Source organism: Nonomuraea sp. SYSU D8015 (genome assembly GCF_008065375.1).
In the GTDB taxonomy this organism is placed as follows: Bacteria; Actinomycetota; Actinomycetes; order Streptosporangiales; family Streptosporangiaceae; genus Nonomuraea.
Genome location: NZ_VJYI01000014.1, coordinates 85,386 through 110,336, shown reverse-complemented (window position 1 = coordinate 110,336; position 24,951 = coordinate 85,386). Strand labels below are relative to the sequence as shown.

The following is a 24,951-nucleotide window of genomic DNA, read 5'->3' as shown; positions in this document are numbered from 1 at the left end:
TGCCTCCTAAGACCCGGCCGCCCTGAGCACGCGTCCCACCAGATGCAACCGGCCAGTGTGATCGATGTATCCCCGGTCGCCGGTGCGGACGAACCCGTCCTTGGCGAAAACCGCTTGATCGATGCTGTTGCCAACGTAGCCGCTCATGACCGCCTCCGACCGGAGAAGCACCTCACCGGGCTCCTCGGGAGGCAGGACGCGGCCCTGCTCGTCCCTTACCGACACGTCCACCCCGGCGCGCGGCCGGCCGACGCTCACCTCGGCGTCCTCGGGCGGGTCGTCGGGCCGCGTGCCGAGGCCCAGCCCGGCCTCGGTGCAGATGTAGCGGTTGCAGACCGGCACGCCGTATCTGGACCGCAGCGCGCTGATCAGCTCGGGCGGGGCGGGGGCGCCGCTGGACAGGACGAGCGTCAGGCCGGGCAGGTCGCCGTCGCACGCCAGGATGCCGGCCAGCTGGTCCGGGGTGCCCTGCAGCACGCCGATCGCGTGCTCGCGCATGACCCGCATGACGCCGTCCACGCTCCACGACGGCAGCACGTGACACGTCCGCCCGGTCTGCAGGAACACCGGCAGCCGGGTGGCGAACCCCAGCCGGCCGAGCGGGTGCGGCACCAGCCGGGCCTCGCCCGTGCCCCAGCGCGTCCCCGCCCCGTGGACGCGGATGGCCTCCAGCTGGCGCTCGCCGAACAGCACGCCCTTGGGCGGCCCGGTCCTGCCCGACGTGAACGTGATGACCACCGGGCGGCCTGGGTCGGGCGGGAACGGCGGCGGTGGCGGCTCGGCCCTGCGCAGTCCGGTCAGCGGCGCGGGGTCGTAATCGTGCCGTCCGCCGCCGTCATCGTGCCCGACCGGCAGCGTCACCACGTCGAGCCCGGACATCGGCGGCAGCACACCGGGAACGGTGATGACGATGGCCGGGTCCAGCGTGTCCAGCAGCCCCACGCGCTCGGTGCCGAGGCCCGCGGCCACCGCGCCGATCTTCGCGGCGGCGACGTGGCAGATCACGAACTCCGGGCCGTCGGGCAGCGCGAGAACCACGATGTCGCCGATCCGGATGCCCCGGTGGGCGAGCCCGGCGGCCACCTCGTCGGACAGCCGGTCGAGGTCGGCGAAGGTCAGCGAAGTGCAGCCGGTGACCACGGCCGCGCGCGCCCCGAACCTACGTGCGGCCGCACCGGCCAGCAGGCGCAACATGGCAGCTCCTGGGACAGCGGACGCACTTCCAACTTAACTCGCCCGCCGCGCCCGATCGCGCAGTGCGATCTTGTCGATTTTGCCGTTGACGTTGGTGGGGAGGGAGTCGAGGACGACGACCCGCTTCGGGACCTTGTAGTTGGACATGTTCTCCCGCGCCCAGGCGATCAGCGCCTCCGGGACGACGGTCGCGCCCGGCCTGGGCACCACGTACGCGATGCCCGCCTCACCCGTGCCCGGGTCGGGCACGCCCACGACCGCCGCCTGGGCGAGTGACCCCTCGCGCAGCAGCAGCGACTCGACCTCGGCGGGGGAGACGTTGAAACCGTTGACGATGTAGAGCTCCTTCTTGCGGTCCACGATCGCCAGATTGCCGTGCTCGTCTAGCACGCCGACGTCGCCTGTGTGCAGCCAGCCGTCCGCGTCGACGGCCTCGGCCGTCTTCTCCGGGTCATCCCAGTAGCCGCGCATCACGCCGTAGCCGCGCTGAAGGATCTCGCCGCGCTCGCCGGGCGCGACCTCCTTGCCGTCGTCATCGACGATCTTGACCTCGATGCCCGGCACGGGCCGCCCTGTGGTGCCGGCGATGACCTCGATGGGGTCGCCGGCCCGCGTCATGGAGACGACCGTGCCCTCCATCAGCCCGTACGCGTTGATCATCCGCTCCAGCCCCACCCGCTCGACCAGCCGCCTGATCAGCGGCGCCGGTACGGCGGCGGCGCCGCAGATGGCCACGCGCAGCGACGACACGTCCCAGGAGCCGCGCTCCAGCTCGTCCAGGATCCGGGCGAACAACGTGGGCGGCCCGGCCAGGATCGTGACGCGCTCGGCTGAGATCATCGACATGAGGGCGTCGGGCGTGAAGATCGGAATCGGCAGCATCGTGGCGCGGCGCATCACGCAGGCCACGAGCCCGGCGTTGAGCCCGAACCCGTGGCTGAACGGCGCGATGATCGGGTAGCGGTCGCGCTCGTCCAGCGTGACGATCTCGGACCAGTCCCAGTAGCCGCGCACGACCTGGGCGTGGTCCAGCATCACGCCCTTGGGCGTGCCGGTGGTGCCCGACGTGGACATGATCTCGCACAGGTCGTCCGAGCGGACGGCGAGCGCACGGTCCTCCGCCTCCCGCGCGGAGACCCGCGCGGCGAGGGCGCGTAACTCCGGCGCCGGGGGGACGATCGTGTGGCTCAGGGCGGGCAGCGGCGGCAGCAGCCCGGCGAGCGGGACGGCGCCGGGCCCCTCGCCGGTGATCAGCACCTTCGCGCCGGTCTTCTCGATGAGCTGGGCGGCCTCGATGCCCTTGTACCGCGACGACAGCGGCACGATCACCGCGCCCGCGTCCCAGATCCCGAACGCGTGCGTCACCCAGTACGCCGAGTTCACCCCCCACATCGCCACGCGGTCGCCGGGCTCGACGCCGAGGGCGATGAGGCCGCGGGCGACCTTGGCGGCCGCCGCCCGCAGCTCCGACAACGTCACCCGGGTGCCGCCCTCTGCGATCACCACGGCATCGGGGTGGTGCGCCGCCTGGTCGCGCAGCATGCGGGGGAGCGTCCCCCAGTCCGGTGCCATCGCTCGCCCCCTAGGTGATGAGAGCCCGGTCCCTGCCCAGGTGGTGGCCGCGCAGGTCGTTCACCGTGCCTGGCCGGGGCGTCTCGGAGACCTCCTGGGCGATCTCCACGTCGATCGACACGGGGGTCAGCGCCTGGACGGCCTGCTGGATCCGCGAGCGCCACATGGGGTTGCCGACCAGGCTCTCCCGGTTGAAGGTCACGGTGAGCACGGCCGCGTCCAGCGTGCCCTGGCGGCTGATCGCGAGCTCCCAACCGGCCACGCCGTCGATCTTCGACAGCGCCTTCTCGACGCGGGGCAGCGCCAGCCACACGCCTCTCACCAGCACGTGCTCGCCCACGGTGTGGGCTGGCGCCGGTATGCCGTCGCCGTCGGCCCTGGCGACCTGCCCGGTCCTGAGCACGGCGTCGCCGAGCGTCGAATGCCCGTGCGGCGTGACGACCAGCTCGGCGAGCCCGGGACCGGGGGCCTCGTCCTTGGCCAGGGCCGCCAGCCCCAGCAGGCCGTCCGCCAGCGGCGTGAGCGGATCCTCCTCCGCCGCCCGCCAGGCCAGAGCTCCGCCGCCGAACGGGCTCGCGTACACCTCCGTGACGCGCGCCCCGAACTCCCAGGCGAGATGGCCGAGCGTGCGCTTCGAGGCGATCTCGCCGGTCAGGACGATGTTCCTGAGCCCGAGATCCAGCGGGTCCAGGAGGAACTCCAGGTGCAGGCGGGCGAGGAAGTCCATCGCGCCCGTGGGGGTGGCGACCAGCGTGGTGGCCCTGAGCGCGGACAACGCGTGGTGCAGGCGCATGCGGCCGCGCGGCCCGAGGTCGGCGGCGGCCTGCGCGACGTCGGCCGCGGCGGCGGTCCACAGTGCGCCCGCGGGCTCGGCCAGCGCCACCGCCACGCGGTCCCGCTCGCCGACCCCGGCCGCCCGCAGGGCCGCCGCGGTCAGCCCGGCGGCGGCGGTACGGTCGTCCGGGCCCAGCGGGAAGACGCTCGACGCGTCGGGGGAGACGAGCAGCAGGCCGGTGGCGGAGTGCGCGGCCGCCCCGAGATCGTCCCGAGTGAGCCAACGGGTCATCAACGCACCACCTCGGTCATGAAGAGCGTCATCGATTCGCACACCCGCTCGTGCGCCAGCCCGCCCACCTGGGCCTGGATGATGAGGTCCGTGGCGCCGGCCTCGGCGATCCTGGCCAGGGCCTTGCGCGAGCCCTCCACGTCGTCCACCACCACCATGAGGTGCTCGCGCAGCGTGGCCATGGCCTCCTCGGGCGGCAGCCCGGCGGCGAGCTGGCCCAGCACGCGGTGGGTGGCGTGGCGGGCGTCGTAGTAGTCGGGCGGGGTCACCAGGTTGACCTGGCGGCGGATGTACCACAGGACGGGGTCGGCGGCCGTGGCGTTGGCCTCCTCCCGCGTGGGGGCGACGAACCAGGGGATCATGAGGGCGACGCGGCGGGTTGCCGGGTCGAAGCCATGCTCCGCCAGACATTCCCGATATTTCGTGATGTCGGCGGCTACGTCGTCGATGCCCTTGAGCATCGTCATGCCGAGGAGGTTGTAGCCGTGCCTGGCCGCCGCCAGGTAGCCCTCCAGCGACGTGGACGCCACCCACACCGGTGGGTGCGGCCGCTGGACCGGCCGGGGGTAGACGGCCACGTCGGGGATCTCGAAGAACTCGTTCGACCGGCTGATCGGCTCGCCGTCGGCCTGCCAGATGGCCAGCGTCGCCTCCAGCGAGTCCTCCCAGATCTGCCGCGACTTCTCGAACGGCCGCTGGAACGCCTGGTACTCCAGCGGCGAGGCCCCGCGTCCCGTCCCGAACTCCACGCGCCCGCCGCTCAGCACGTCCAGCGTGGCCACCCGCTCCGCCGTGCGGATCGGGGACTGGAACGGCAGCAGCACCACGCCGAGCCCCAGGTGGATGCGCTCGGTCCGCTGGGAGATGGCGGCCAGGACCAGGTCGGGAGCCGAGGAGTGGGAGAAACCCCTGGTGAAGTGGTGCTCGACGAACCAGGCGGTGTCGAATCCCAGCCGGTCCCCCAGCACGACCTGCTCGACCACGTTGTGGAACGCCTGCTGCTCGACTTCGCGGGTGCGGCCGCGGACCTCCAGTTCGTACCCCAGGCTGATCCGTAGCGACGTCATCCGGCCTCCATTGATGAACCAAGCGCTCGCTTGGTAGAGAGTATCAGCAGCAAGGACTTGCGGGAAGGGCGCGGGCCCGATCAGAGTGGATGCCTGTGAAGCGAAAGCACGCGCTGAGGCGGCCGAAGGAAACCACGGTCCTCGATCACGGCGACGACGATCTCTCGCTCACGAGTGCCCGCCGCTACGAGGCGTTCGGCCGGGTGATGGCCGCCCTGGCGACCGAGGCCGACTTCATCGAGTCGTGCCGCGACCTGACGTGGTGGCGCGGGGCCGACCACAGCTGGCACATCGAGTGGCGCGACGGTCCCTACGCGTCCGAGGCGGCCGCCCTGCTGGCGGAGCAGGTGCGCGATCCCGACTACGAAGGGTCGCTCGTCACCGAGGCGGGTCCGGGCGGCGACGCCTCCGCTGTGCTGGACGTGATGGGCGTACGGTTCGAGTTGCGGGCGATCGACCCGATGGGGCGGGCCACCGTACGCGCCCGGCCGGGCTTCTGGCGCCTGGCCGAGGCCCTCGACACCACCCGCCGCACCAACGCCCGCCACCCCTGGGAAGAGCTCCTGGGCGGCTAGACCTTCCCGGCGCACCCTGGCGCACCCCTGGCGCGGTCCGGCGCGGTCCGGCAAGGCGCCCTGGTGCGCCTCTTCCCGCCCCGCCACCGTCCGAGCCCACGCCTCCATCGTCCCCGGCCACGCGCGCCCTGCAGCGCCGTCGGCTCGCGCCGCGCTCACCGGCGCCGCGTCCACCGGCACCGCACCTGCCGCACCGCCCGGCCCTGCCTCGCGCCGGAGCCGTCCGCGCCGCTCGCCTGCGCCGGCCACGCTCGCGTGCGCCGGGCCATCCGCGCCGGCCCGTGCGTTGGGCGCCCAAACCGTGCCCAGGCGCACGCTGGCCGGTGGCGCCGCGCCATGTCCGCTACTCGCCGGCCCCCTGCCCCTGCCCCGCGTGTGCCGTGACGCGGGTGTGCCGTGCCGCGTGTGTGCCATGCCCCGCGCCTGCCGCTGCCTGTTTGCGCCGCCCGTGCCGCCACTGCCCGTGGCGTGTCCGCCCGTACCGCTTGTCTCCACGCCGCTCCTGCAGGCGCCGCACCGGCCGCCGTGCGGTGATGATCCTGCGACGGCCGCTGGAAAGTGGTCCGCCGGGGCGGGTCAGGTGCCGAGGACGTGGGGGGCCAGGCGGGCGCGGTGGGCCTGGGGCGGGCCGAAGAGTTGCGCGTCGGACGTGGCCCGCTTCAGATATCGGTGCGCCGGGTGCTCCCACGTGATCCCGATCCCGCCGTGGACCTGGATGTTCTCGCCGGCCGCCGACAGATACGCCTCCGTGCAGTACGAGCCGGCGATCGCCGCGAACACCCCGTCCCTGGCCGCCGCCCCTGCCGCCGACCTGGCCGACTCCACGAGGAGCAGCACGTCGGCCAGCTTGTGCTTGATCGCCTGGAACGACCCGATCGGCCGCCCGAACTGCTCCCGCCGCTTGGCGTGCTCCACGGCCATCTCCAGGCACCGCTGCGCCCCGCCCACCTGCTCGGCGGCCAGCGCCGCGATGCCGAGGTCGCGTACGCGGGCATGCGACCCGCCGTCGCCGAGCCGCCGTACCGGGACCTCCTCGAACGTCAGCCGCGTCAGCGGCCTGCTCTCGTCCATGGTCGGGTACGGCTCCCGCCGCGTCGGCGCGGCCTCCACCAGCGCGTCCCCGGCGTAGACGAGCACCAGGTCGCCCTCCAGCGCGTACGGCACCACGCCCGTGAGCAGCCCGCCCGCCAGCCGCAGCTCGCCGTCCCCCGGCAGCACCACGGTCGCGGTCGCCGACCCCTCGGCCAGCGCCGCCAGCACGCCGGAGGCGTCACACGCGGTCGCGGCCGCGACGGCCATCACCGCCGACTGCAGGAAGGGATGCGGGGACAGGACCCGCCCCAGCTCCTCCGCCACCGCGGTCATCTCGGCCGGTCCGCATCCGGCGCCGCCGTACTCCTCGGGGACGAGCAGCCCCGCGACGCCCACGTCGCGCGCGAACTCCCGCCAGGACGCGCCGGGACGCCCGGCGAGGTAGTCGCGGACAACGGCGCGGAGCTCATCGGGAAGCGACACGGCCCTCATGCTAACCAAGCGATTGCTTGATTTGGTAGAGGTATGACCGAAATTTGCCTTTTGTGTAGGTTCACATAATCTGGAGCTGGTCATCCCTAGGGCCGCCAGGGGAAGGGTTGACCGGGGAATGGAGATGAACAACACCGCAATCGACTACGCCGACCTCGCCGAGTACGACCGTCGGCAGAGTGCCATCGAACGGCACCTGGTCGCGGCCTTCCTGGGGGGACTGGTCGTCGGCCTCGCAGGCATGCTCGTCTCCGGTCGCGGCCCCGGCTGGATCGACCAGCTCTACGACCCGTACGTCTACCTCGCCCTGAGCCTGGGGGTCGGGGTCAGCGCGTCGGGATTCGGCTGGGCGTTGCTGACGACGTTCCTGGCGGCGGTGTCCACGCTGGTCGCGGCCATCGGCGCGAGCGCGGTCCGCGGCGACCTCGCCTTCGACATCATCGGCGGCAGCGCCGCCGGGCTCAACTGGACCCTTGCCCTGCTCGTCGGCCTGGGCCTGCTCGCGTACGTCACCCGCAGGGACGACGCCTGGGGCGACCTGGCGGCGGGCGCGGTCGGCGCGGCGCTGATCGCCGACATCGTGGACCGGGCGACGCCGGGGTTCATCGACGGCGAGCGCTCGTTCTGGCCGATGCCGGCGCTGGCCGTCGGGCTGGCGGCGGTCGGCGTGGTGCTCGCCCTGCGCCGGAGCACTCGCTCCCGGATCCGCTCCCTCGCCCTGTCTGCGGTCTTCTCCGGCCTGTTCGTGACCGGCCTGGCGGGCTTCGTGGCGGGTTGGATACCCCTGGCGGTCTGATCTCCGCCGTGGCCTCGCCCAATAAGCCCGAGCGAACGGCTTCCCCAACTCGATAGCCTGTAATCCTCCACATCCAGGTTCGAGCAAGGAGTAGCCGTGTTGCTGCGCATGTCGTCGTTGTTTCTTCGCACCCTGCGGGACGACCCGGCAGACGCGGAAGTGCCGAGCCACAAGCTCCTCGTCCGCGCCGGCTATGTCCGCCGCGTGGCGCCCGGCATCTACTCCTGGCTGCCCCTGGGCAAGATGGTGCTGGAAAACGTCACCAGGATCGTCCGCGAGGAGATGGACCGGATGGGCGCCCAGGAGGTGCTCTTCCCCGCCCTGCTGCCCCGCGAATACTACGAGGCCACCGGCCGCTGGACCGAATACGGCGACACGCTGTTCCGGCTCCAGGACCGCAAGGGCGCCGACTATCTCCTCGGTCCCACGCACGAGGAGCTCTTCACCGACATGGTCAAGGGCGAATACTCCTCCTACAAGGACTATCCGGTCACCCTTTACCAGATCCAGACCAAATACCGCGACGAGGCCAGGCCCAGGGCCGGCATCCTGCGGGGCCGCGAGTTCCTCATGAAGGACTCCTACTCGTTCGACCTCGACGACGACGGGCTCAAGCGCTCCTACGAGCAGCACCGCGAGGCGTACATCAAGACCTTCGACCGGCTCGGCATCCGCTACAAGATCGTGTTCGCCCAGTCGGGCGCCATGGGCGGGTCGGCGTCGGAGGAGTTCCTCGCGCCCACGCCCACCGGCGAGGACACGTTCGTGGCCTGCCACTCGTGCGGCTACGCCGCCAACGCCGAGGCCGTCACCACGCCCGCGCCCGCGGCCCGCGCGTACGACGACATCCCCGCCCAGCGGGTGATGGACACCCCCGACACCCCGACCATCGAGACGCTGGTGTCGTACGTCAACGAGCACCACGGCCTGTCCATCACCGCGGCCGACACGCTCAAGAACGTCGTCGTCAAGGTCTCCACGCCCGGCTCCGACAAGGTCGAGACGCTGGTCATCGGCGTGCCGGGCGACCGCGAGGTCGACTTCAAGCGTCTGGAGGCGGCGCTGGCGCCCGGCGAGCCCGCCATCTTCGAGTCCGAGGACTTCGTCCGGCACCCCGGCCTCGTACGCGGCTACATCGGCCCGCAGGTCCTGCGCGAGCTAGGCATCCGCTACCTCGTCGACCCCCGCGTGGTCACCGGCACCTCGTGGGTGACCGGCGCCAACGAGCCGGGCAAGCACGCCGCCAACGTCGTGGCGGGCCGCGACTTCACCCCCGACGGCACGATCGAGGCCGCCGAGGTGCGCGCCGGCGACCCCTGCCCCCGCTGCGGCTCCGAGCTGTCCATCGACCGTGGCATCGAGATCGGCCACATCTTCCAGCTCGGCCGCAAATACGCCGACGCCGCCGGCCTCGACGCCCTCGGCCCCGACGGCAAGCCGATCCGCATCACGATGGGCTCCTACGGCATCGGCGTCTCGCGCGCCGTGGCGGTCATCGCCGAGCAGGCCCACGACGAGCTCGGTCTGGTGTGGCCGCGCGAGGTGGCCCCCGCCGACGTGCACATCGTCGGCACCGGCAAGGAAAACCAGGTCGAGGCCGCACTGAAGCTGGGCGCCGAGCTGGAGGCGCGCGGCCTGCGCGTCCTGGTGGACGACCGGCCTCAGGTGTCGCCCGGCGTGAAGTTCAAGGACGCCGAGCTGCTGGGGGTGCCGACGATCGTGGTGGTCGGGCGCGGGCTGTCCCAGGGCGTGGTGGAGCTCCGCGACCGGGTGACGGGCGAGAAGTCGGAGATCCCCCTGTCGGACGCCCCCGCCCACATCACCGCCGCCATCGCCTGACCTGGCACGGGCGCCCCGTCACCGGGGGCGCCCTGCCCGGCGACGGCCTGTCACTCGGGTGCTGCGTCACATGGGCCCTCGGGGCGTCGGGTACCGCGCGGCGTGGGCAACAACGGCCGCACATGGCGTGGGCAATACACGGCCGCATGGCGCGACGGCACGGTGTGGCATAGGCGGCACGATGGCTGCGGCGGGAGTCGCCTGACTCAGCCGCGCACACGTGGTGTCACGACCGGGCCGTCTCCCGGGAGGCGAGGATCGAGGCGAAGAAGGCCTTGACCGGCTCCAGAACCCGCATCGGGTCGTGGCCCACGCCGGGCACGACGTCGAACCGCACGGAGATCCCGTGGGCCTCGAAGTTGTCGCGCAGCGCCTTGAGCCGTTCGACGCGCGTGACCCCGTGGGCGTCGGCGCCGTCCATCCAGTTGGCGTCCCCCCGGTTGTTGATCTCCCAGGTCTCCACGTCGAGGCTGCCCACGACCATCTGCACCGGCACGTCCCGCAGCTCCGCCACCCGCGGGGCCCGGCCGAACTCCTCCTCGAACCCCTTCAGCCCGACCCACCACGGGCTGCTGTGATCGATGTACGTGATCCGCCCCGGCGCGCCGATGGACAACCCGGCGAGCCGGTCGGGGTGCAGGTACGCGAAGCGGTGCACGAACTGGCCGCCGCCGGAGAACCCGTGCAGCAGGAACCGCCCCGCGTCCACGTTGAAGCGCTCGCCGACCTCGTCGGCCATGGCCAGCAGCACGTGGTCGAAGCGGATGTCGCCGTACCGGAGGAACTTGAAGTTGTGCAGGTCGTCGGGGTCGCCGATGCCGGCGGGGAAGAGCGGGGCGAGCACCAGGCAGCCGTGCTCCTCCGCCCACCTGGCGAAGTCGTCACGGTATTGCGGGCCGCGCCGCGCCGTGCCGTGCTGCAGGACGGCCATCGGCAGCGGCGCGCCGTCCGGGTCGTGCGCGGACGGGACGTACAGGCAGTAGGAGAACCTCTGGTCGTATCGCGACGCGAAAACGGTCGTGGCCCCCGCCGAATAGAACCCGGTCGGATGCCTGACGACGTGCAATGCTTCAGCCATGGAGCCTCAGCCTGCGCAAACATCGCTTCGATCACAAGGAGATTGACGCCGGCGCGGTAATCTGCAGGGTGGCCGTCACGCTCCTCCTCGACTCACCCGGCGCCGGATCCGTCGCCGTGCAGCAGTCGCCGCTGGCCGAGCTGTGCGCCTGCCTGCACGCCCTCGACGAGCCCGGCCACCACCCCGCCAGCGCGGGCTGGGTGGCCCGGGCGCACCGCGGCGTGGACGGCGGGCTTCTGGCCACGGCCACCGCCTGGGCGCCGCTCTGGGGCGCCTTCCGCGCCCGCTACCTGCTGCCGCTGTCGGCGGGTCCGCGCCGCACGCTGGCCGCCGAGCTGCGGGAGGTGGCCGAGCTGCCCGTCGGCGACTTCGTGGCGATGACCGTGCAGGCCCTGATCGGCAAGAACGAGACCGAGCTCGTCCCGAGTCTGGGCGACGACATGCTGCATCGGCTCCGGCTCATCTCCACCAGCCGCATGGAGATCGGCGCCAGGCTGCGGGCGGACCCGGAGGCGTTCCGCGGCGAGCTGCTCGATTTCCTCGCCGCCTTCGCGGCCGCGGCCTTCGACGCTGAATGGCCCGCGCTGCGGCCCGCACTCGACCGCGACGGCGCCCTGCGCGACCGCGAGCTGCGCAACAGAGGCGCGCGAGCCCTCGCCGACTACCCGGCCGCCGCCGTGGCCACGGGCCCGTCCGCCGGGCCGCTGCGGATCGTCTTCGACAAGCTCTACAACGCCACCGCACGCGTGCACGCCGGGCGTCCCTGCCTGCTGGTCCCCACGGTCCACGGCCGGCCGCACTTCGTGATCAAGCACTATCCCGGCTACCCGGTCGTCATCCAGTACAGCCCCGACGAGGCCGCCACGCCGACGCTGGAGACGGCCAGGCGCAGGCTCGCCGTGCTCCAGGACCCGACCAGGCTGCGCCTCTGCTACGCGATCCTGCGCCATCCGGTGCCCACCGCCGAGCTGGCCACGCAGCTCGGCATGACCGCGCCCCAGGTCTCCCGGCACCTGCGCAGGCTCAGGGAGGCGCAGCTCGTCCACACCCACCGGCGCGGCTCCGTCGTCTACTACCAGCTGGACGCCGCCGCCGTCGAACGCCTCGGACCCGACCTACTCTCCGTCCTGTACAGGTGAGGGCGAGGAGGAGGCCGAGGGCGACGACGACGCCGCGGACGCCGGCATGCCGGGGAAGGCGGGCGGGAGGGCAGGGCGGAAGGCGTAGGCGCGGGTCGTGGCCTCCTGCATGGCCAGCGCGGCGTAGCGGCGCAACGACACGTCGTGTGCGGCCGCCAGCTCGAGATAGGCCGCCGTGACCCCGGTCTCCAGGTGCACCGCCAGCTTGGCGGCCAGTGTGGCGTTGGAGGGGAAGAACGGCAGGGCGTAGGACGCGTCGGGCTCGACAGGGCGGCCGCCCCGCGTCGTGATGAACGAGCGCAGCTGGTCGCGCCGGGCCCGGTGGGCGTCGAAGGCCGCGCTCATCCGATCGCGCAGCGAGCCGGAGGTGCGCGCGCCCAGCAGCCCGTACGCGAACAGCGCCGCGTGCTCGGCCGCCAGCGCCTTGCGCAGCTTCTCGACGTCGTCGGGGCTCACAGCGACCCCGGCAGGGCGACGGCGTGGGCGGCCTCGCAGGCGCCGATGCTGGCGATCAGCTGGGCCACGCCGGGCGAGACGCCCGCGAGCTGGCGCGCCCGCAGGGCCGCCGCCTTGCGCTCGAGATCCCGCAGCTTCGACAGCGACACCTTCGGCGAGGCGGTGGACGACGGTGACGAGGAGGCCGTGGCGGAGGCGGTGGCCGTGACGTGCTTGCGCAACTCGTTCAGATGCGCCTGGTGGCGGTCGCGGAAGGGGCCGAGCTTCTCCGCCCCGCCCGCGATCAGGGACGAATAGAGCGCGATCGTGCGTTCCTTGTCGGCGATGAGCTCCTTCAGCAGGAGCGTCTCGGGGGAGTCAGGGGCCTTGGCGGGCGGCTGCGGCGGGCCCGAGGCGCTGCAGGCGGTGAGCGCGGCCGCTCCGCCCGCCAGCAGGACTCGCCGGGACAGGTGACGCGGGCGCACGAGCGGGACCTCCAGCTGACTACGGACGCTAGCATCGTACGGGCTGGTGCCCGGGATCGCTGTCGGCGACGCTCGCCATTCGACCGTGACGAGTGGCGCTCTTTCCGTGCCCTCGTACGGATAGGGTGTCACTATCGTCGCTGGCTGAGCGGCCAGGCGGCGCAGAGCCAGTGGCGAGGTCCGCCCGGCTGAGACATGACAATAGGGGAGGTCGATATGGGCAGCGCATCACCCCGCGACCACCTGATGAAGCTCCTGGAGCCCGTGGTCAGCGCGGAGGGCCTCGACCTGGAGGACATCACGGTCACCCAGGCAGGCAAGAGACGGCTGCTGCGCGTGATCGTCGACCGCGACGGCGGCGTCAGCCTCGACGACGTGGCCGACGTGAGCCAGGCCGTCTCCGCGGCGCTGGACGACGACGACTCGATGGGCCAGGCGGCCTACACGCTCGAGGTCTCCTCGCCGGGCGTCGACCGTCCTCTCACCGAGCCGCGCCATTGGCGTCGCGCGGCCAGACGCCTGGTGAAGGCCGAGATGAAGGACGGCACCGTGCTGGAGGGCCGCATCCTGGCGGCGGACGAGAGCGGCGTCGACCTCGACGTCGCGGGCACCGCGCGCCGGCTTGATTACGTGGACCTGACCCGGGGACGGGTGCAGGTGGAGTTCCGCCGCATCGACGACGTCGACGGCGACGAAGGCTAAGGGGGAGCCGCCGTGGACATCGACATGAGCGTCCTGCGCAGCCTGGAACGGGAAAAGGACATCTCCTTCGACCTGGTGGTCAAGGCGATCGAGGACGCGCTGCTGATCGCGTACTTCCGGACCGAGGGCGCGGCCTCCAAGGCCCGCGCCCAGCTCGACAGGAGCACCGGTCACGTCACGATCTGGGCAGCCGAGCTCGACGAGGAGGGCGACGTCGTCAGGGAATACGACGACACGCCCAACAACTTCAGCAGGATCGCCGCCACCACCGCCAAGCAGGTCATCCTGCAGCAGCTGCGCGACGCCGAAGACGAGATCAACTTCGGCGAGTTCGCCAGCCGTGAGGGCGAGCTGGTCTCCGGCGTCATCCAGCAGGGCAAGGATCCCCGGGTGGTGCTCGTCGACCTCGGCAAGATCGAGGCCGTGCTGCCGCACGCCGAGCAGGTCCCGGGGGAGGACTACGTGCACGGCGAGCGCATCCGCGCCTACGTGGTGCAGGTGAAGAAGGGACACAAGGGCCCCTCCGTCACCCTGTCGCGCACGCATCCCGGGCTGGTCAAGAAACTGTTCGCCCTGGAGGTGCCGGAGATCGCCGACGGCACCGTCGAGATCGCCGCGGTGGCCCGCGAGGCGGGACACCGTACGAAGATCGCGGTCCGGTCGCGGAAGCCCGGCGTCAACGCCAAGGGCGCGTGCATCGGCCCCATGGGCTCGCGTGTCCGCAACGTGATGACCGAGCTCCATGGCGAGAAGATCGACATCATCGACTGGTCGGAGGATCCCGCGGAGTTCGTCGGGAATGCCCTTTCGCCGGCACGTGTTTCACATGTCGAGGTTCTCGACTTGGAGGGACGCGTCGCGCGGGTGACGGTGCCCGACTACCAGCTCTCGCTGGCCATCGGGAAAGAGGGGCAGAACGCCCGGCTCGCCGCGCGGCTCACGGGATGGCGGATCGACATCCGGCCCGACACCCAGGCGGAAGATGCCGCCGGTTCCGTAGATGCGTCAACACGGTAAGCTGGAATATGGTGGCCAGGCGGCCCCACAGCGCACCTGTGTGGGCTGCAGGGTTCGCACGGCTAAGTCCGAGCTGCTCCGCCTGGTGCGGGTCGAGGACCATGTGGTCCCTGACCTGCGAGGACGGCTCCCTGGTAGGGGTGCATCGCTGCATCCGTCCTTGAGCTGTCTGGAGCTCGCCGAGCGCCGCCGAGCGTTCTTGCGCGCGTTTCGCGTGCCGGGGCCGCTCGACGTGTCGCCCGTGCGGGCGCACCTGGAGGGAGAACCACGAAATGTCATGTAGGACGCCGAGTTGATGGGCGGAGTCAGATTGCTATGAGCGCCTGATGAGCACGCGGCGATGAAGACGTCAAGGTAGCGACGGTCCGGACGGCACAGCCAGCCTCCCGGGCCGAGTAAGGGAGTGCAGTGGCGAAGGTCCGGGTATACGAGCTCGCTAAGGAGTTCGGCGTAGAGAGCAAGGTCGTCATGGCCAAGCTCCAGGAGATGGGAGAGTTCGTCCGTTCGGCGTCCTCGACCATCGAGGCGCCGGTGGTCCGCAGGCTCACCGAAGCTCTGGGCGCATCGAAGGGTGGGCCCTCGAGGGGCGGCGGACAGCCGTCCAACAAGCCGCAGCCGCCAAAGGCTGCTCCCCGGCCGGCAGACAGCCAGGCCGGCAACGGCGCCGCTCAGGCGCCTGTTCCGACTCCTCCGCGCCCGGGTCCCAAGCCCGGTCCGCGTCCGGGTCCCGCGGGCGGCGGTCAGCCGCGCCCGCCGGTGCCCATGCCTCACGCGCAGCAGCAGCCCGAGGCCGCGCGCGGTGAGACGCCCCAGGCTCCGCAGGCGCGCTTCGAGAGCGGTGCGCCCGCCAGGCCTACGCCGGGTCCGCGTCCGACGCCGGGCCCGCGTCCGGGTCCGGGTCCCAAGCCCGGCCCGCGTCCTGGTCCGTCAGGCGGCGGTTCCACACAGGCGCCGCGTCCCGGCGCTCCGTCGGCCGGCGGCCCGCGTCCCGGGCCGAAGCCCGGTCCGCGCGGTCCGCGCCCCGGCAACAACCCGTTCTCGTCCACGGCGAGCGGCATGGGTCAGGCCCGGCCGCCGCGTCCCGGTGGCCAGCGCGACGGCGGTGGCCCCGGCCAGCGCGAGCGTCGCGACGGCCCGCCGCGTGACGGCGGGATGCCGCGTCCGCCGCAGAGCCGTGCCGGCGGCGAGGCCGGTCCCCGTCCCGGCCCGCGTCCCGGTCCGCCGCCCGGCGGTCCGCGTCCGGGTCCCGGTGCGGGCGGTCCCCGTCCTGGTGGCCCGCGTCCCAACCCGATGATGATGCCGCAGGGCCGTCCTGCCGGTCCCGGCGGTGGCGGCGGTGGCCGTACCGGCGGCGGTCCCGGCGGTGGCGGCGGCGGTCGTCCCGGCGGTGGCGGCGGTGGCCGTCCCGGCGGTGGTGGCGGCGGCGGTGGTCGTCCCGGCGGCTTCGCCGGTCGTCCCGGTGGTGGCGGCGGCGCCGGTCCGCGCACCGGCACCGGTGCTCCCGGTGGCGGCGGCGGCTTCGGCGGTCGTCCCGGTGCGGGCGGTCGCGGCCGCGGTGGCGGCACCGCGGGTGCCTTCGGGCGTCCCGGCGGTCGTCCTGCGCGTGGCCGCAAGTCGAAGCGGCAGAGGCGCCAGGAGTTCGACAACATGTCGGCGCCGGCGATCGGCGGCGTGCAGGTCGCTCGCGGCAACGGCGCGACGATCCGCCTGCCGCGCGGCGCGTCGCTGTCCGACTTCGCCGACCGCATCGGCGCGAACCCGGCCTCGCTCGTGCAGATCATGCTGCACCTCGGCGAGATGGTGACCGCGACGCAGTCGGTCAACGAGGAGACGCTGCAGCTGCTCGGCGCCGAGCTCGACTACAACATCCAGGTCGTCAGCCCGGAGGAGGAGGACCGCGAGCTTCTCGAGGCCTTCGACATCGAGTTCGGCGAGGACGAGGGCGACGAGGCCGACCTGGCCGCGCGTCCGCCGGTCGTGACCGTCATGGGTCACGTCGACCACGGTAAGACCAAGCTGCTCGACGCCATCCGCAAGACCAACGTGGTGGCGCGCGAGGCGGGTGGCATCACCCAGCACATCGGCGCTTACCAGGTCGCCGCCGAGCACGAGGGCGAAGACCGGAAGATCACCTTCATCGACACCCCGGGTCACGAGGCGTTCACCGCCATGCGTGCCCGAGGCGCCAAGTCCACCGACATCGCGGTGCTGGTGGTCGCGGCCGACGATGGTGTGAAGCCGCAGACGATCGAGGCGCTCAACCACGCCCAGGCGGCCGACGTTCCGGTCGTGGTCGCGGTCAACAAGGTCGACAAGGAGGGCGCGGACCCGAACAAGGTGCGGGCCCAGCTCACCGAATACGGCCTGGTGGCGGAGGAATACGGCGGTTCCACGCTGTTCGTCGACATCTCGGCGAAGAACGGCACCGGCATCGAAGACCTCCTCGAGGCCATCCTGCTGACCGCCGACGCCGAGCTCGACCTGCGGGCCAACCCGACGATGGACGCGCAGGGCATCGCGATCGAGGCGCACCTCGACAAGGGCCGCGGCCCCGTCGCGACCGTCCTGGTCCAGCGCGGCACCCTGCGTGTCGGTGACTCGATCGTGTGTGGCGAGGCCTTCGGCCGCGTCCGCGCGATGCTCGACGACAACGGCGACGCGGTCGAGGAGGCCCCGCCGTCCCGTCCGGTCCTGGTGATGGGTCTGACGGCCGTGCCCAGCGCCGGTGACAACTTCATCGTCGTCACCGACGACCGGATGGCCCGCCAGATCGCCCAGCAGCGCGCGGCGCGCAAGCGCAGCGCCGAGATGGCGAAGTCGAGCCGCCGCCGCACCCTCGAGGAGCTGTTCAGCGACCTCGAGAAGGGCCGCGTCGATGAGCTCAAGCTCATCATCAAGGGTGACGTGTCCGGTTCGGTGGAGGCCCTGGAAGACGCCCTGCTCAAGATCGATGTCGGCGGCGACGAGGTCAGGCTCCGTGTCCTGCACCGCGCGGTCGGCGCGATCACCGAGTACGACGTCAACCTGGCCGTCGCCGACGACAACGCGGTCATCATCGGCTTCAACGTCCGTCCCGAGCCCCGGGCGCGCGACCTGGCCGAGCGCGAGGGCGTCGACATCCGCTACTACTCGGTCATCTACCAGGCGATCGAGGAGATCGAGGCGGCGCTCAAGGGCATGCTCAAGCCCGAGTTCGAAGAGGTCCAGCTGGGCACGGCGGAGGTCCGCGAGGTCTTCAAGGTGCCGAAGATCGGCAACATCGCCGGTTCGCTGGTCCGCTCCGGCGTGATCGTCCGCAACAGCAAGGCCAGGGTGATCCGCGACGGCGTCGTCGTGGCGGACAACCTGACCGTCTCGTCCCTGCGTCGCTTCAAGGATGACGCGACCGAGGTCCGCGAGGGCTTCGAGTGCGGCATCGGTGTCGGCTACAACGACATCAGGATCGACGACGTGATCGAGACGTTCGAGATGCGGGAGAAGCCGCGCGTGTGACACGCGGCCGGGCGCCCGGCGGGACATCCGCCGGGCGCCTCTCGCACGTCCAGGCCTGGTCCCCACCGCAGCAGGCCGGGCGTGCGTTCACCACACCAGGCCAAGCGGTGGTAGCCAACGATGTATGTGGGTGCTCTGACCCTGGACATCCTGCTCGGCGACGTACGGTCGCTGAAGCAGAAGCGCTCCGCCGTGCGGCCGCTGATCGCCGAGCTGCAGCGGCGTTATCCCAGCATCGCGGTGGCCGAGACCGGCCATCTCGACCTGCACCGCAGGGCTGAGATCGGCATCGCGGTGGTTTCGGCCTCCGCGGGCAACTGCAAAGAGGTGATGGACGCCTGCGAGCGGATGGTGGCCTTCCGCCCTGAGATCGAGCTGCTGTCGGCCCGGCAGCGCCTCTACAACGACGAAGATTGAACGACTGCACGGCCAGGACGTGCGTGAGGGGGAGCGAACATGGTGGATGCCGCACGAGCGCGCAAGCTCGCCGACCGCATCCAGCAGATCGTCGCCGAGATGCTGGAGCGCCGGATCAAGGATCCGCGCCTGGGCTTCGTCACCGTGACCGACACGCGCGTCACCGCTGACCTGCGCGAGGCGACGGTCTTCTACACGGTGTTCGGCTCCGAGGCCGAGCGGTCCGACAGCGCGGCCGCCCTGGAGAGCGCGAAGGGGATCATCCGCTCCGAGGTGGGCCGTCAGACCGGCGTGCGCTTCGCCCCCTCGCTGACGTTCAAGCACGACCCGATCCCCGACAGCGCCCGTCACCTCGACGACCTGATCAACGCCGCGCGGGCCAGGGACGCCGAGGTCGCGCGGCAGGCCCAGAGCGCTTCCTACGCCGGGGACGCCGACCCTTACAAGAAGCCCGAAGAAGAGGGCCCGGAAGCGGCTGGGGACGACCAGGCGTGACGCCCGACGTACGAGACAGGGCCGACCGCCCGGCACGCCTGGAGTCCCGCAACGGCGCCGGCGGCGGCACGATTCCGGAGAGCGCCTGGGATCGGGCGCTCCACCTGATCGGGCGGGCCGACGAGGTCGCGCTGGCCTGCCACGTGACCCCCGACGGCGACGCGCTCGGCTCGATGCTGGCCGTGGCCTTCGTGCTGCGGTCCATGGGCAAGCGGGTGGTGGCGTCGTTCGGCGACCGGATCTTCGCGGTGCCGCGCCTGCTGCGGTTCCTGCCCGGGCAGGAGATGCTGGTGCCGCCGGAGGAGTTCCCGGCCGCGCCGGAGCTGCTGATCACGTTCGACTCCTCGACGTTCGAGCGGCTGGGCCTGCTCAGCGACAACACCGCCAGGGCGCGTGAGGTCATCGTGATCGATCACCACCCGTCCAACGCCGGGTTCGGCACGCTCGCGCTCATCGACGCCACGGCGGCCGCCACGGCGATGCTGGCCGAGCAGCTGATCTACCGGCTCGGCGGGGGGCTCGACCGCGACATCGCCACGTGCCTGTACGCGGGCCTGGTCACCGACACCGGCTCCTTCCGCCACTCCTCGACCACGCCCGCGGTGCACCAGATGGCCGCCAGGCTCGTGGCGACCGGGCTGCGCACCGACGAGATCGCCCGCGAGCTGTGGGACCGCTCGCCGTTCGGCCTGCTCAAGGTGCTGGCGGCCGCGCTCGAGCGGGTGACGCTGGAGGAGGGCCCGACCGGCGGCATGGTGTGGACGTACATCACGCGGGTGGACCGCGCCGCGTACGGGCTGCCGTACGCCGAGCTCGAGGGCATCATCGACATCGTGCGGCGCACCGACGAGGCCGAGGTGGCGGTCGTGCTCAAGGAGGACGACCAGGGCGCCTGGCAGGTGTCCACCCGGTCCAAGGGCGCCGTCGACGTGGGCGCCGCGTGCGCGGCGCTGGGCGGCGGCGGCCACCACAACGCGGCCGGCTACACCTCGCACGCCGGCGTCGAGGAGACCATGGCCGCCCTGCGGCGAGAGCTGGGGAAGGCGTGATGGCCGAGAGCGGTCTGATCATCGTCGACAAGCCGGGCGAGTGGACCTCCCACGACGTGGTGGCCAAGATGCGGCGCATCGCCGGCACCCGCCGGGTGGGCCACGCCGGCACGCTCGACCCGATGGCGACGGGCGTGCTGGTGATCGGCGTGGAGAAGGCCACCAGGCTGCTCGGGCACCTGACGCTGACCGAGAAGGTGTACGAGGCCACGATCCGGCTCGGCGTCAGCACCAACACCGACGACGCCGAGGGCGAGGTCACCGCCACGGCCTCGGCCGCCGGCGTGACCCCGGCCGAGATCCACAAGGGCGTCGCCGCGCTGACCGGCGAGATCATGCAGATCCCGCCGCAGGTCAGCGCCATCAAGGTCAACGGCAAGCGGGCGTACAAGAGCGCGCGTGCGGGCGAGGCCGTCGAGCTGAAGGCCAGGCCGGTCACCGTGCGGGTGTTCGACGTGCTGGACGTCAGGGCCCATGACGACGTCGTGGACGTGGACGCGGTCGTGACGTGCTCCAGCGGCACCTACATCCGCGCGCTGGCCCGCGACCTCGGAGCGGCCCTCGGCGTCGGAGGGCATCTGACCCGGCTGCGCCGCACCCGGGTGGGGCCCTATGACCTGTCGCTGGCCAGGACCATCGAGCAGCTCGCCGAGGAGTGCGTGATCCTGCCGATCGGGGAGGCGGTGGCGGCGGCGTTCCCGCGCAGGGACGTGACCGCCGAGGAGGCGCGTGTCGTCGGGCACGGCGGGCGGCTGCCCGCCACCGGCCTCGGGAAGGGGCCGATCGGCGTGTTCGGGCCGGACGGCGAGCTGCTGGCGCTGGTCGAGGAGCAGGGCCGCACGGCCAAGCCGATCGCCGTCTTCGCCGGCTAGCCGCTTTCGGCGGCCGGCCGTCGCGTGTCGCCGCCGCGCACTGAGATCGCCGCACCCGGGACAAGGGCGCGCCTCCTGCCGAGGGGGCGATGCCCAGACGCGCGACCCTGCCGCCGACCGCCCCCGTCCGAACGGGCGCGCCGACCCAGCCTTGTCTCCGAAAGGACCCACACCGAAGTTCGGGGTGTGGGGGAGGAGGCAGTCGACCGTGGCGGATGTGTGGTGGCCTGTCGGCGCGGGTGCGCGGGTGCGCGGGTGCGCGGGTGCGCGGGTGCGGGCGGGCGGTGCCTGAGGCACAGAGGCGGTCGCTCAGGCGGGTTTGCGGGCGACGATGATGTCGCGGACGATCGCCTGGTCCACCCAGTGCTCGAAGTCCGGGTAGTCCATCACCTGGAGACCGGCGCCGGTGAGGATCTCCGCCAGGTCGGCGCTCTTGCCGCCGTAGGTGTTCCAGGAGATGCCCATCGCGCCGCCCGGGCGCAGCAGCTCCGCCCACACCGGAACGGCCTGGCGCAGCAGCTCCAGAGGGCTGCGGGACAGGCCGGAGCCGCCCTTGCTGCCATGCTGGACCCCGTAGGGGGCGTCGGTCACCAGGACGTCGAACGAGCGGGGCTTGAAGAACTCGCGGCTCTTGAGGGTGTCGGCGTTGACCATGGTCAGGTGCTGCACGTCGCCTGCCTTGACGGCCTCCTTCGACAGGCCGAAGGTGATGTTGAGCCGCCGCCCGACGAGGGCCCGCTCGCGGCGCACCGGCACGGTCTCGGCGGTGTGCTTGAGCCGCTTGTTGCGCAGCCAGGTCTTGATGAAGCCGGTGTACGCCTCGAAGTCCTTGACGTCGACGTCGATGCCGTAGGCGTCGTAGCCGTACATGAGGGCCTGGTTGAGCGTCGTGCCGCGGCCGCACAGCGGGTCGAACACCGACAGCCGCTCGCCCCCCAGCCCTCTGTCGGACGCCAGCACGGTGACGTTGAGCAGCAGCTTGGTGAAGTGCTCGTTGGTCTTGCCGGCGTATTTCTGGATGGTGATGAGGTCGCTGCTCAGCCGGTCGAGGGATTGCATGCGCAGCGGCCTGAGCAGCTCGCCTTCGATCCCAAAAATTGCGTAAACCGAGGAAAGATTCGACAAAAGCGAAATGTCCGGCTGGGTGAGCGGCTCCGCCGTCTCGAACGTCACGTACGGCACGCCGCCGATCGTGGTCTCCTCGCTGCCCAGCACCTCGCCGCGCAACGCCCGCGCACCGAAGACCGCCAGCTCGCTCCTCGTCAGCCGGACGGAGCTCTCGCCGTAGACCCGGTTGAAGGCAGGCAGGATCAGAAGCGCGTATCGAGGCATGATGACCGATCCTATCCTCCTCGATTGGAGGTAACCGTGGCGCGCGTGGCAGGCTTGTGGGGGATTGCCACGAGAAAGGGCCTAGCGTGCAGGGTTCGGGAAGGTCTGTCGTCACCATAGGCGTGTACGACGGGGTCCACCGCGGGCACCAGCGGGTGGTCGAGCGGGCCGTCGCCGTCGCCCGGGAACGGAAACTGCGTGCCGTCGCCGTCACCTTCGAGCCGCATCCGGACGAGGTCGTGCTTCCCGGGTCGCACCCGCAGCGGCTGACGAGCCCCAGGCGCAGGGCCGAGCTGCTGGCGGAGCTGGGGATCGACGAGATCGACACGGTGGAGTTCACGCTCGGCCTGTCGCGCACCAGCCCGGCCGACTTCGCCCAGGCAGTGCTGGGGGAGCGGCTGCGGGCCGCCGCCGTCGTGGTGGGGGAGGACTTCGTGTTCGGGCAGGGCGCGACGGGCGACGTCGAGACCCTGCGGATGCTGGGCGACAAGTACGACTTCGAGGTGGAGGTCGTGCCGATGCTCGACGGCGTCTCCTCGACCGCCATCAGGGAGCGGATCGTGGCCGGCGACGTCGAGGGCGCCGCGGCGGCGCTGGGGCGGCCGCACCGGGTGGAGGGCGTGGTCGTGCGCGGCTACCAGCGCGGTCGCCAGCTCGGTTTCCCGACGGCCAACGTCGAGACGCCGCAGCACACCGCCATTCCCGCCGACGGCGTCTACGCCGGGTGGCTGCAGTGCGTGCCCGTGGCCAACCTGCCCACCCTGTACGCAGGGGAGCGGTGGCCGGCGGCGATCTCGGTCGGCATCAACCCGACGTTCGAAGGGGTGCCGCGGTCGGTGGAGGCGTACGCGCTGGATCGGGACGATCTGGAGCTGTACGGGGCGCACGTGGCGGTGGAGTTCGCCGCCCGCCTGCGCGCCAACAGCCGGTTCGAGTCGATCGAGGCGCTGATCGAGCAGATCCACGCCGACGTCGCCGCCACCCGCCGTCTCACAAGCTAAACCCTTTCTTCTTTTACGCGCTGCCGTGGCCAGCCAAACGCCGACGCCGGCTCGCGTCTGTCCAGGGGAACGGCCGCTGACCGGTCACTGGAGCGATGAGCCTGGGCCGGAGAGAGCGAGGCACGATGCCAACGGAGGCCCGTAGCGAATGCGACCATAAGCAGGGCGCGCCGCCGTTACGGCGCGCACGGGCACCGGCTTCCGTGGTTTCAGTCGTTGCCCCTGAGGGAGTCCAGCAGGCGGGACAGGGCCGCTTGCGTGTCCGCCAGGTCGTCGGGACCGGCGGACTGGGCCAGCCACAGGGCCGCCTCGTTCATCGCGCCCGACAGCAGGCGGGCCAGCGGTGCCACCGGCTGGGCGGGAATCGTCCCGTTGTCGACGAGCGTGGTGAGCGCCTCGGTCAGGTGTTTGGCCGAGGACGCCTCGTCGATCGCGCGCCACTCGTTCCAGCCCAGCACCGCCGGGCCGTCGATCAACATGATCCGCTGGACCTCCGGATCCGCGCCGGCCGCCACGAACGCCGCACACCCGGCCTTGAGCTGGGCCCACGGGTCGTCCGACGCCTCCGCGGCCGCGACCACCCGGGCCGCCACCTCGTGCTGCACCTCTTCCAGCACGGCGCGGAAGAGATCGGCCTTGCCGTCGAAATGGTGGTACAGGGCGCCTTTCGTCACCCCCGACTCGCGCACGATCTCCGCGAGACCGACCGCGCCATAGCCCCTGGCCGCGAACAGTCGCCTGCTCACGGCGATCAGCGTCCGCCGCGTGTGCTCCTTCTGCTCGGCCCTCGTCACCAGCACTCCTTTGACATACCGATGGTACGCGAATAGCGTAGCCTCGCATACCGACGGTATGCGAAAACGGAGGGACGCCCATGGAGCTCAGCAGCTTCTACCCGGTGGTCTGCACGGCCGACGTGGCCGCGTCGAAGGACTTCTACGTGCGGTTGTTCGGGTTCGAGGTGACGTTCGAGGCCGACTGGTACGTGAGCCTGCGCCGCGGGACGTACGAGCTGGCCCTGCTCGACCACACGCACCCCACGCTGCCCGCGGCCTACCGGCGGCCGGTCGCGGGACTGCTGCTCAACTTCGAGGTGGCCGACGTCGACGCCGAATGGGAGCGGCTCGTCGTCCGCGAGGGGCTGCGCCCCGAGCTGGCGCTGCGCGACGAGGACTTCGGCCAGCGGCACTTCATCGTGTCGGATCCCGGCGGCGTGCTCGTCGACGTCATCACGCCCATCGCGCCGTCCGCCGAGTACGCCGCCCAGTACGCGTCCGGTGTGGGTCAGGGGCACCCGAGCACCCTGGACTAGGTGGTAACCTTGCATGTCGGCTCTGTGACGGCGGCGCTGTGCGCTGCCCCTGACGGCCTTCATGCGGCGACTGTAGGCACGCACGGTCGTTCGCGCATCGTCACATCAGCGCGTGCCCGTAGATTAAAGGAGAGCCGTGTCCCTCGACACCGCTGCCAAGAAGTCCATCATCAGCGAGTACGCGACGACCGAGGGTGACACCGGGTCGCCCGAGGTGCAGATCGCACTGCTCAGCAAGCGCATCAGCGAGCTCACCGAGCACCTGAAGACGCACAAGCACGACCACCACAGCCGTCGTGGCCTGCTTCTGCTCGTCGGTCGCCGGCGCCGCCTGCTGAAGTACCTGCAGAAGGTCGACATCCAGCGTTACCGGTCGCTGATCGAGCGACTGGGCCTGCGCCGATAACATAGAAAGGGAGTGGCTGCACGCCGCTCCCTTTCTCATATGGGTAGAGAGCTCATAAAGAGGCGGCCAGGCGCGTGGCGACGTGA

At 71.6% G+C, this 24,951-nt stretch carries 25 protein-coding genes; 15 read left to right on the top strand and 10 right to left on the bottom strand.

The window, feature by feature from the left end; translation table 11 throughout:
* Nucleotides 1-6 precede the first annotated feature (6 nt).
* Genes ID574_RS41150 through ID574_RS41135 form a run of 4 tightly spaced genes read right to left on the bottom strand, consistent with a single transcriptional unit; the run spans nucleotide 7 to nucleotide 4,899 of the window.
* The gene (locus ID574_RS41150; protein ID WP_188194450.1) at nucleotides 7-1,194 is read right to left on the bottom strand and encodes a class I adenylate-forming enzyme family protein; all 1,188 of its coding nucleotides are present in this window, start codon (nucleotides 1,192-1,194) and stop codon (nucleotides 7-9) included.
* A gap of 33 nt (nucleotides 1,195-1,227) precedes the next feature.
* Nucleotides 1,228-2,766 carry an AMP-binding protein gene (locus ID574_RS41145; protein ID WP_223167604.1) on the bottom strand — a complete coding sequence of 513 codons (1,539 nt, stop codon included), beginning with the start codon at nucleotides 2,764-2,766 and terminating at the stop codon, nucleotides 1,228-1,230.
* Between the two features lie 10 nt (nucleotides 2,767-2,776).
* The gene (locus ID574_RS41140; RefSeq protein WP_188194449.1) at nucleotides 2,777-3,832 is read right to left on the bottom strand and encodes a hypothetical protein; all 1,056 of its coding nucleotides are present in this window, start codon (nucleotides 3,830-3,832) and stop codon (nucleotides 2,777-2,779) included.
* A complete protein-coding gene (locus ID574_RS41135) occupies nucleotides 3,832-4,899 on the bottom strand; it encodes an LLM class flavin-dependent oxidoreductase (protein ID WP_188194448.1) in 1,068 nt (355 codons plus the stop codon). Before ID574_RS41135 ends, ID574_RS41140 begins: the two co-directional genes overlap by 1 nt.
* A gap of 89 nt (nucleotides 4,900-4,988) precedes the next feature.
* On the opposite strand from ID574_RS41135, the gene ID574_RS41130 reads away from it, so the two are divergent.
* Nucleotides 4,989-5,474 carry a hypothetical protein gene (locus tag ID574_RS41130; protein WP_188194447.1) on the top strand — a complete coding sequence of 162 codons (486 nt, stop codon included), beginning with the start codon at nucleotides 4,989-4,991 and terminating at the stop codon, nucleotides 5,472-5,474.
* A 576-nt stretch (nucleotides 5,475-6,050) separates the two neighbouring features.
* On the opposite strand, the gene ID574_RS41125 is transcribed toward ID574_RS41130, so the two are convergent.
* The gene (locus tag ID574_RS41125; RefSeq protein WP_188194446.1) at nucleotides 6,051-6,998 is read right to left on the bottom strand and encodes an acyl-CoA dehydrogenase family protein; all 948 of its coding nucleotides are present in this window, start codon (nucleotides 6,996-6,998) and stop codon (nucleotides 6,051-6,053) included.
* 124 nt (nucleotides 6,999-7,122) lie between these two features.
* On the opposite strand from ID574_RS41125, the gene ID574_RS41120 reads away from it, so the two are divergent.
* The gene (locus tag ID574_RS41120; protein WP_188194445.1) at nucleotides 7,123-7,794 is read left to right on the top strand and encodes a hypothetical protein; all 672 of its coding nucleotides are present in this window, start codon (nucleotides 7,123-7,125) and stop codon (nucleotides 7,792-7,794) included.
* A gap of 96 nt (nucleotides 7,795-7,890) precedes the next feature.
* Nucleotides 7,891-9,633, top strand: coding sequence for a proline--tRNA ligase (locus ID574_RS41115; RefSeq protein ID WP_188194444.1), 1,743 nt, complete (start codon nucleotides 7,891-7,893; stop codon nucleotides 9,631-9,633).
* 226 nt (nucleotides 9,634-9,859) lie between these two features.
* Here the strand turns inward: ID574_RS41115 and ID574_RS41110 are convergent, their stop codons facing one another.
* The gene (locus ID574_RS41110; protein WP_188194443.1) at nucleotides 9,860-10,711 is read right to left on the bottom strand and encodes an alpha/beta hydrolase family protein; all 852 of its coding nucleotides are present in this window, start codon (nucleotides 10,709-10,711) and stop codon (nucleotides 9,860-9,862) included.
* A gap of 68 nt (nucleotides 10,712-10,779) precedes the next feature.
* On the opposite strand from ID574_RS41110, the gene ID574_RS41105 reads away from it, so the two are divergent.
* Entirely contained in the window at nucleotides 10,780-11,850 is a 1,071-nt protein-coding gene (locus tag ID574_RS41105; protein WP_223167603.1) for an ArsR/SmtB family transcription factor, read from the top strand.
* On the opposite strand, the gene ID574_RS41100 is transcribed toward ID574_RS41105, so the two are convergent.
* Nucleotides 11,827-12,306 carry a ferritin-like domain-containing protein gene (locus ID574_RS41100; protein WP_223167602.1) on the bottom strand — a complete coding sequence of 160 codons (480 nt, stop codon included), beginning with the start codon at nucleotides 12,304-12,306 and terminating at the stop codon, nucleotides 11,827-11,829. The genes ID574_RS41105 and ID574_RS41100 overlap by 24 nt on opposite strands.
* Nucleotides 12,303-12,770, bottom strand: coding sequence for a hypothetical protein (locus tag ID574_RS41095; RefSeq protein WP_188194441.1), 468 nt, complete (start codon nucleotides 12,768-12,770; stop codon nucleotides 12,303-12,305). Before ID574_RS41095 ends, ID574_RS41100 begins: the two co-directional genes overlap by 4 nt.
* Before the next feature lie 216 nt (nucleotides 12,771-12,986).
* On the opposite strand from ID574_RS41095, the gene rimP reads away from it, so the two are divergent.
* The 8 genes from rimP (at nucleotide 12,987) to truB (ending at nucleotide 20,814) form a co-directional block, all read left to right on the top strand.
* On the top strand, nucleotides 12,987-13,472 hold the full coding sequence (gene rimP / locus ID574_RS41090) for a ribosome maturation factor RimP (RefSeq protein ID WP_188194440.1): 486 nt from the start codon (nucleotides 12,987-12,989) through the stop codon (nucleotides 13,470-13,472).
* 12 nt (nucleotides 13,473-13,484) lie between these two features.
* A complete protein-coding gene (gene nusA, locus ID574_RS41085) occupies nucleotides 13,485-14,489 on the top strand; it encodes a transcription termination factor NusA (protein ID WP_223167601.1) in 1,005 nt (334 codons plus the stop codon).
* Nucleotides 14,473-14,772, top strand: a complete 300-nt coding sequence (locus ID574_RS41080) for a YlxR family protein (RefSeq protein ID WP_188194439.1) — start codon at nucleotides 14,473-14,475, stop codon at nucleotides 14,770-14,772. The genes nusA and ID574_RS41080 overlap by 17 nt, the downstream gene beginning before the upstream one ends.
* 125 nt (nucleotides 14,773-14,897) lie before the next feature.
* Nucleotides 14,898-17,981 carry a translation initiation factor IF-2 gene (infB, locus tag ID574_RS41075; RefSeq protein WP_188194438.1) on the top strand — a complete coding sequence of 1,028 codons (3,084 nt, stop codon included), beginning with the start codon at nucleotides 14,898-14,900 and terminating at the stop codon, nucleotides 17,979-17,981.
* A gap of 120 nt (nucleotides 17,982-18,101) precedes the next feature.
* On the top strand, nucleotides 18,102-18,398 hold the full coding sequence (locus ID574_RS41070) for a DUF503 domain-containing protein (protein ID WP_188194437.1): 297 nt from the start codon (nucleotides 18,102-18,104) through the stop codon (nucleotides 18,396-18,398).
* Between the two features lie 39 nt (nucleotides 18,399-18,437).
* Nucleotides 18,438-18,893: a 30S ribosome-binding factor RbfA gene (gene rbfA, locus ID574_RS41065; RefSeq protein WP_188194436.1), complete on the top strand. Its 456-nt coding sequence runs from the start codon at nucleotides 18,438-18,440 to the stop codon at nucleotides 18,891-18,893.
* Nucleotides 18,890-19,942, top strand: coding sequence for a DHH family phosphoesterase (locus tag ID574_RS41060; protein ID WP_188194435.1), 1,053 nt, complete (start codon nucleotides 18,890-18,892; stop codon nucleotides 19,940-19,942). The genes rbfA and ID574_RS41060 overlap by 4 nt, the downstream gene beginning before the upstream one ends.
* Entirely contained in the window at nucleotides 19,942-20,814 is an 873-nt protein-coding gene (truB, locus tag ID574_RS41055; RefSeq protein WP_188194434.1) for a tRNA pseudouridine(55) synthase TruB, read from the top strand. The genes ID574_RS41060 and truB overlap by 1 nt, the downstream gene beginning before the upstream one ends.
* A gap of 309 nt (nucleotides 20,815-21,123) precedes the next feature.
* On the opposite strand, the gene ID574_RS41050 is transcribed toward truB, so the two are convergent.
* Nucleotides 21,124-22,146 (bottom strand): TRM11 family SAM-dependent methyltransferase, encoded by a 1,023-nt coding sequence (locus tag ID574_RS41050; protein ID WP_188194433.1) that lies wholly within the window; start codon nucleotides 22,144-22,146, stop codon nucleotides 21,124-21,126.
* A 56-nt stretch (nucleotides 22,147-22,202) separates the two neighbouring features.
* Here ID574_RS41050 and ID574_RS41045 point away from each other — a divergent pair, with 56 nt between their 5' ends.
* Complete coding sequence (locus tag ID574_RS41045) at nucleotides 22,203-23,147, top strand: bifunctional riboflavin kinase/FAD synthetase (protein WP_188194432.1); 945 nt, start codon at nucleotides 22,203-22,205, stop codon at nucleotides 23,145-23,147.
* Between the two features lie 209 nt (nucleotides 23,148-23,356).
* On the opposite strand, the gene ID574_RS41040 is transcribed toward ID574_RS41045, so the two are convergent.
* Nucleotides 23,357-23,941, bottom strand: coding sequence for a TetR/AcrR family transcriptional regulator (locus ID574_RS41040; RefSeq protein WP_188194431.1), 585 nt, complete (start codon nucleotides 23,939-23,941; stop codon nucleotides 23,357-23,359).
* Between the two features lie 80 nt (nucleotides 23,942-24,021).
* Between ID574_RS41040 and ID574_RS41035 the strand changes: the two genes are divergently transcribed.
* Together ID574_RS41035 and rpsO are read left to right on the top strand one after the other, a co-directional pair.
* Nucleotides 24,022-24,459, top strand: a complete 438-nt coding sequence (locus ID574_RS41035; RefSeq protein WP_188194430.1) for a VOC family protein — start codon at nucleotides 24,022-24,024, stop codon at nucleotides 24,457-24,459.
* A 136-nt stretch (nucleotides 24,460-24,595) separates the two neighbouring features.
* Nucleotides 24,596-24,865, top strand: coding sequence for a 30S ribosomal protein S15 (rpsO, locus tag ID574_RS41030; protein WP_132334293.1), 270 nt, complete (start codon nucleotides 24,596-24,598; stop codon nucleotides 24,863-24,865).
* Nucleotides 24,866-24,951 lie beyond the last annotated feature (86 nt).

Bases quoted from the DNA above. Each gene is read 5' to 3' on its own strand.
- ID574_RS41120 (WP_188194445.1), top strand. From the start codon at position 7,123: ATGAACAACACCGCAATCGACTACGCCGACCTCGCCGAGTACGACCGT.
- ID574_RS41110 (WP_188194443.1), bottom strand. From the start codon at position 10,711: ATGGCTGAAGCATTGCACGTCGTCAGGCATCCGACCGGGTTCTATTCG.
- ID574_RS41125 (WP_188194446.1), bottom strand. From the start codon at position 6,998: ATGAGGGCCGTGTCGCTTCCCGATGAGCTCCGCGCCGTTGTCCGCGAC.
- ID574_RS41130 (WP_188194447.1), top strand. From the start codon at position 4,989: ATGCCTGTGAAGCGAAAGCACGCGCTGAGGCGGCCGAAGGAAACCACG.
- ID574_RS41145 (WP_223167604.1), bottom strand. From the start codon at position 2,766: ATGGCACCGGACTGGGGGACGCTCCCCCGCATGCTGCGCGACCAGGCG.
- rbfA (WP_188194436.1), top strand. From the start codon at position 18,438: ATGGTGGATGCCGCACGAGCGCGCAAGCTCGCCGACCGCATCCAGCAG.
- ID574_RS41070 (WP_188194437.1), top strand. From the start codon at position 18,102: ATGTATGTGGGTGCTCTGACCCTGGACATCCTGCTCGGCGACGTACGG.
- ID574_RS41035 (WP_188194430.1), top strand. From the start codon at position 24,022: ATGGAGCTCAGCAGCTTCTACCCGGTGGTCTGCACGGCCGACGTGGCC.
- truB (WP_188194434.1), top strand. From the start codon at position 19,942: ATGGCCGAGAGCGGTCTGATCATCGTCGACAAGCCGGGCGAGTGGACC.
- ID574_RS41050 (WP_188194433.1), bottom strand. From the start codon at position 22,146: ATGCCTCGATACGCGCTTCTGATCCTGCCTGCCTTCAACCGGGTCTAC.
- ID574_RS41135 (WP_188194448.1), bottom strand. From the start codon at position 4,899: ATGACGTCGCTACGGATCAGCCTGGGGTACGAACTGGAGGTCCGCGGC.
- ID574_RS41150 (WP_188194450.1), bottom strand. From the start codon at position 1,194: ATGTTGCGCCTGCTGGCCGGTGCGGCCGCACGTAGGTTCGGGGCGCGC.
- ID574_RS41080 (WP_188194439.1), top strand. From the start codon at position 14,473: ATGCGTCAACACGGTAAGCTGGAATATGGTGGCCAGGCGGCCCCACAG.
- rimP (WP_188194440.1), top strand. From the start codon at position 12,987: ATGGGCAGCGCATCACCCCGCGACCACCTGATGAAGCTCCTGGAGCCC.
- ID574_RS41140 (WP_188194449.1), bottom strand. From the start codon at position 3,832: ATGACCCGTTGGCTCACTCGGGACGATCTCGGGGCGGCCGCGCACTCC.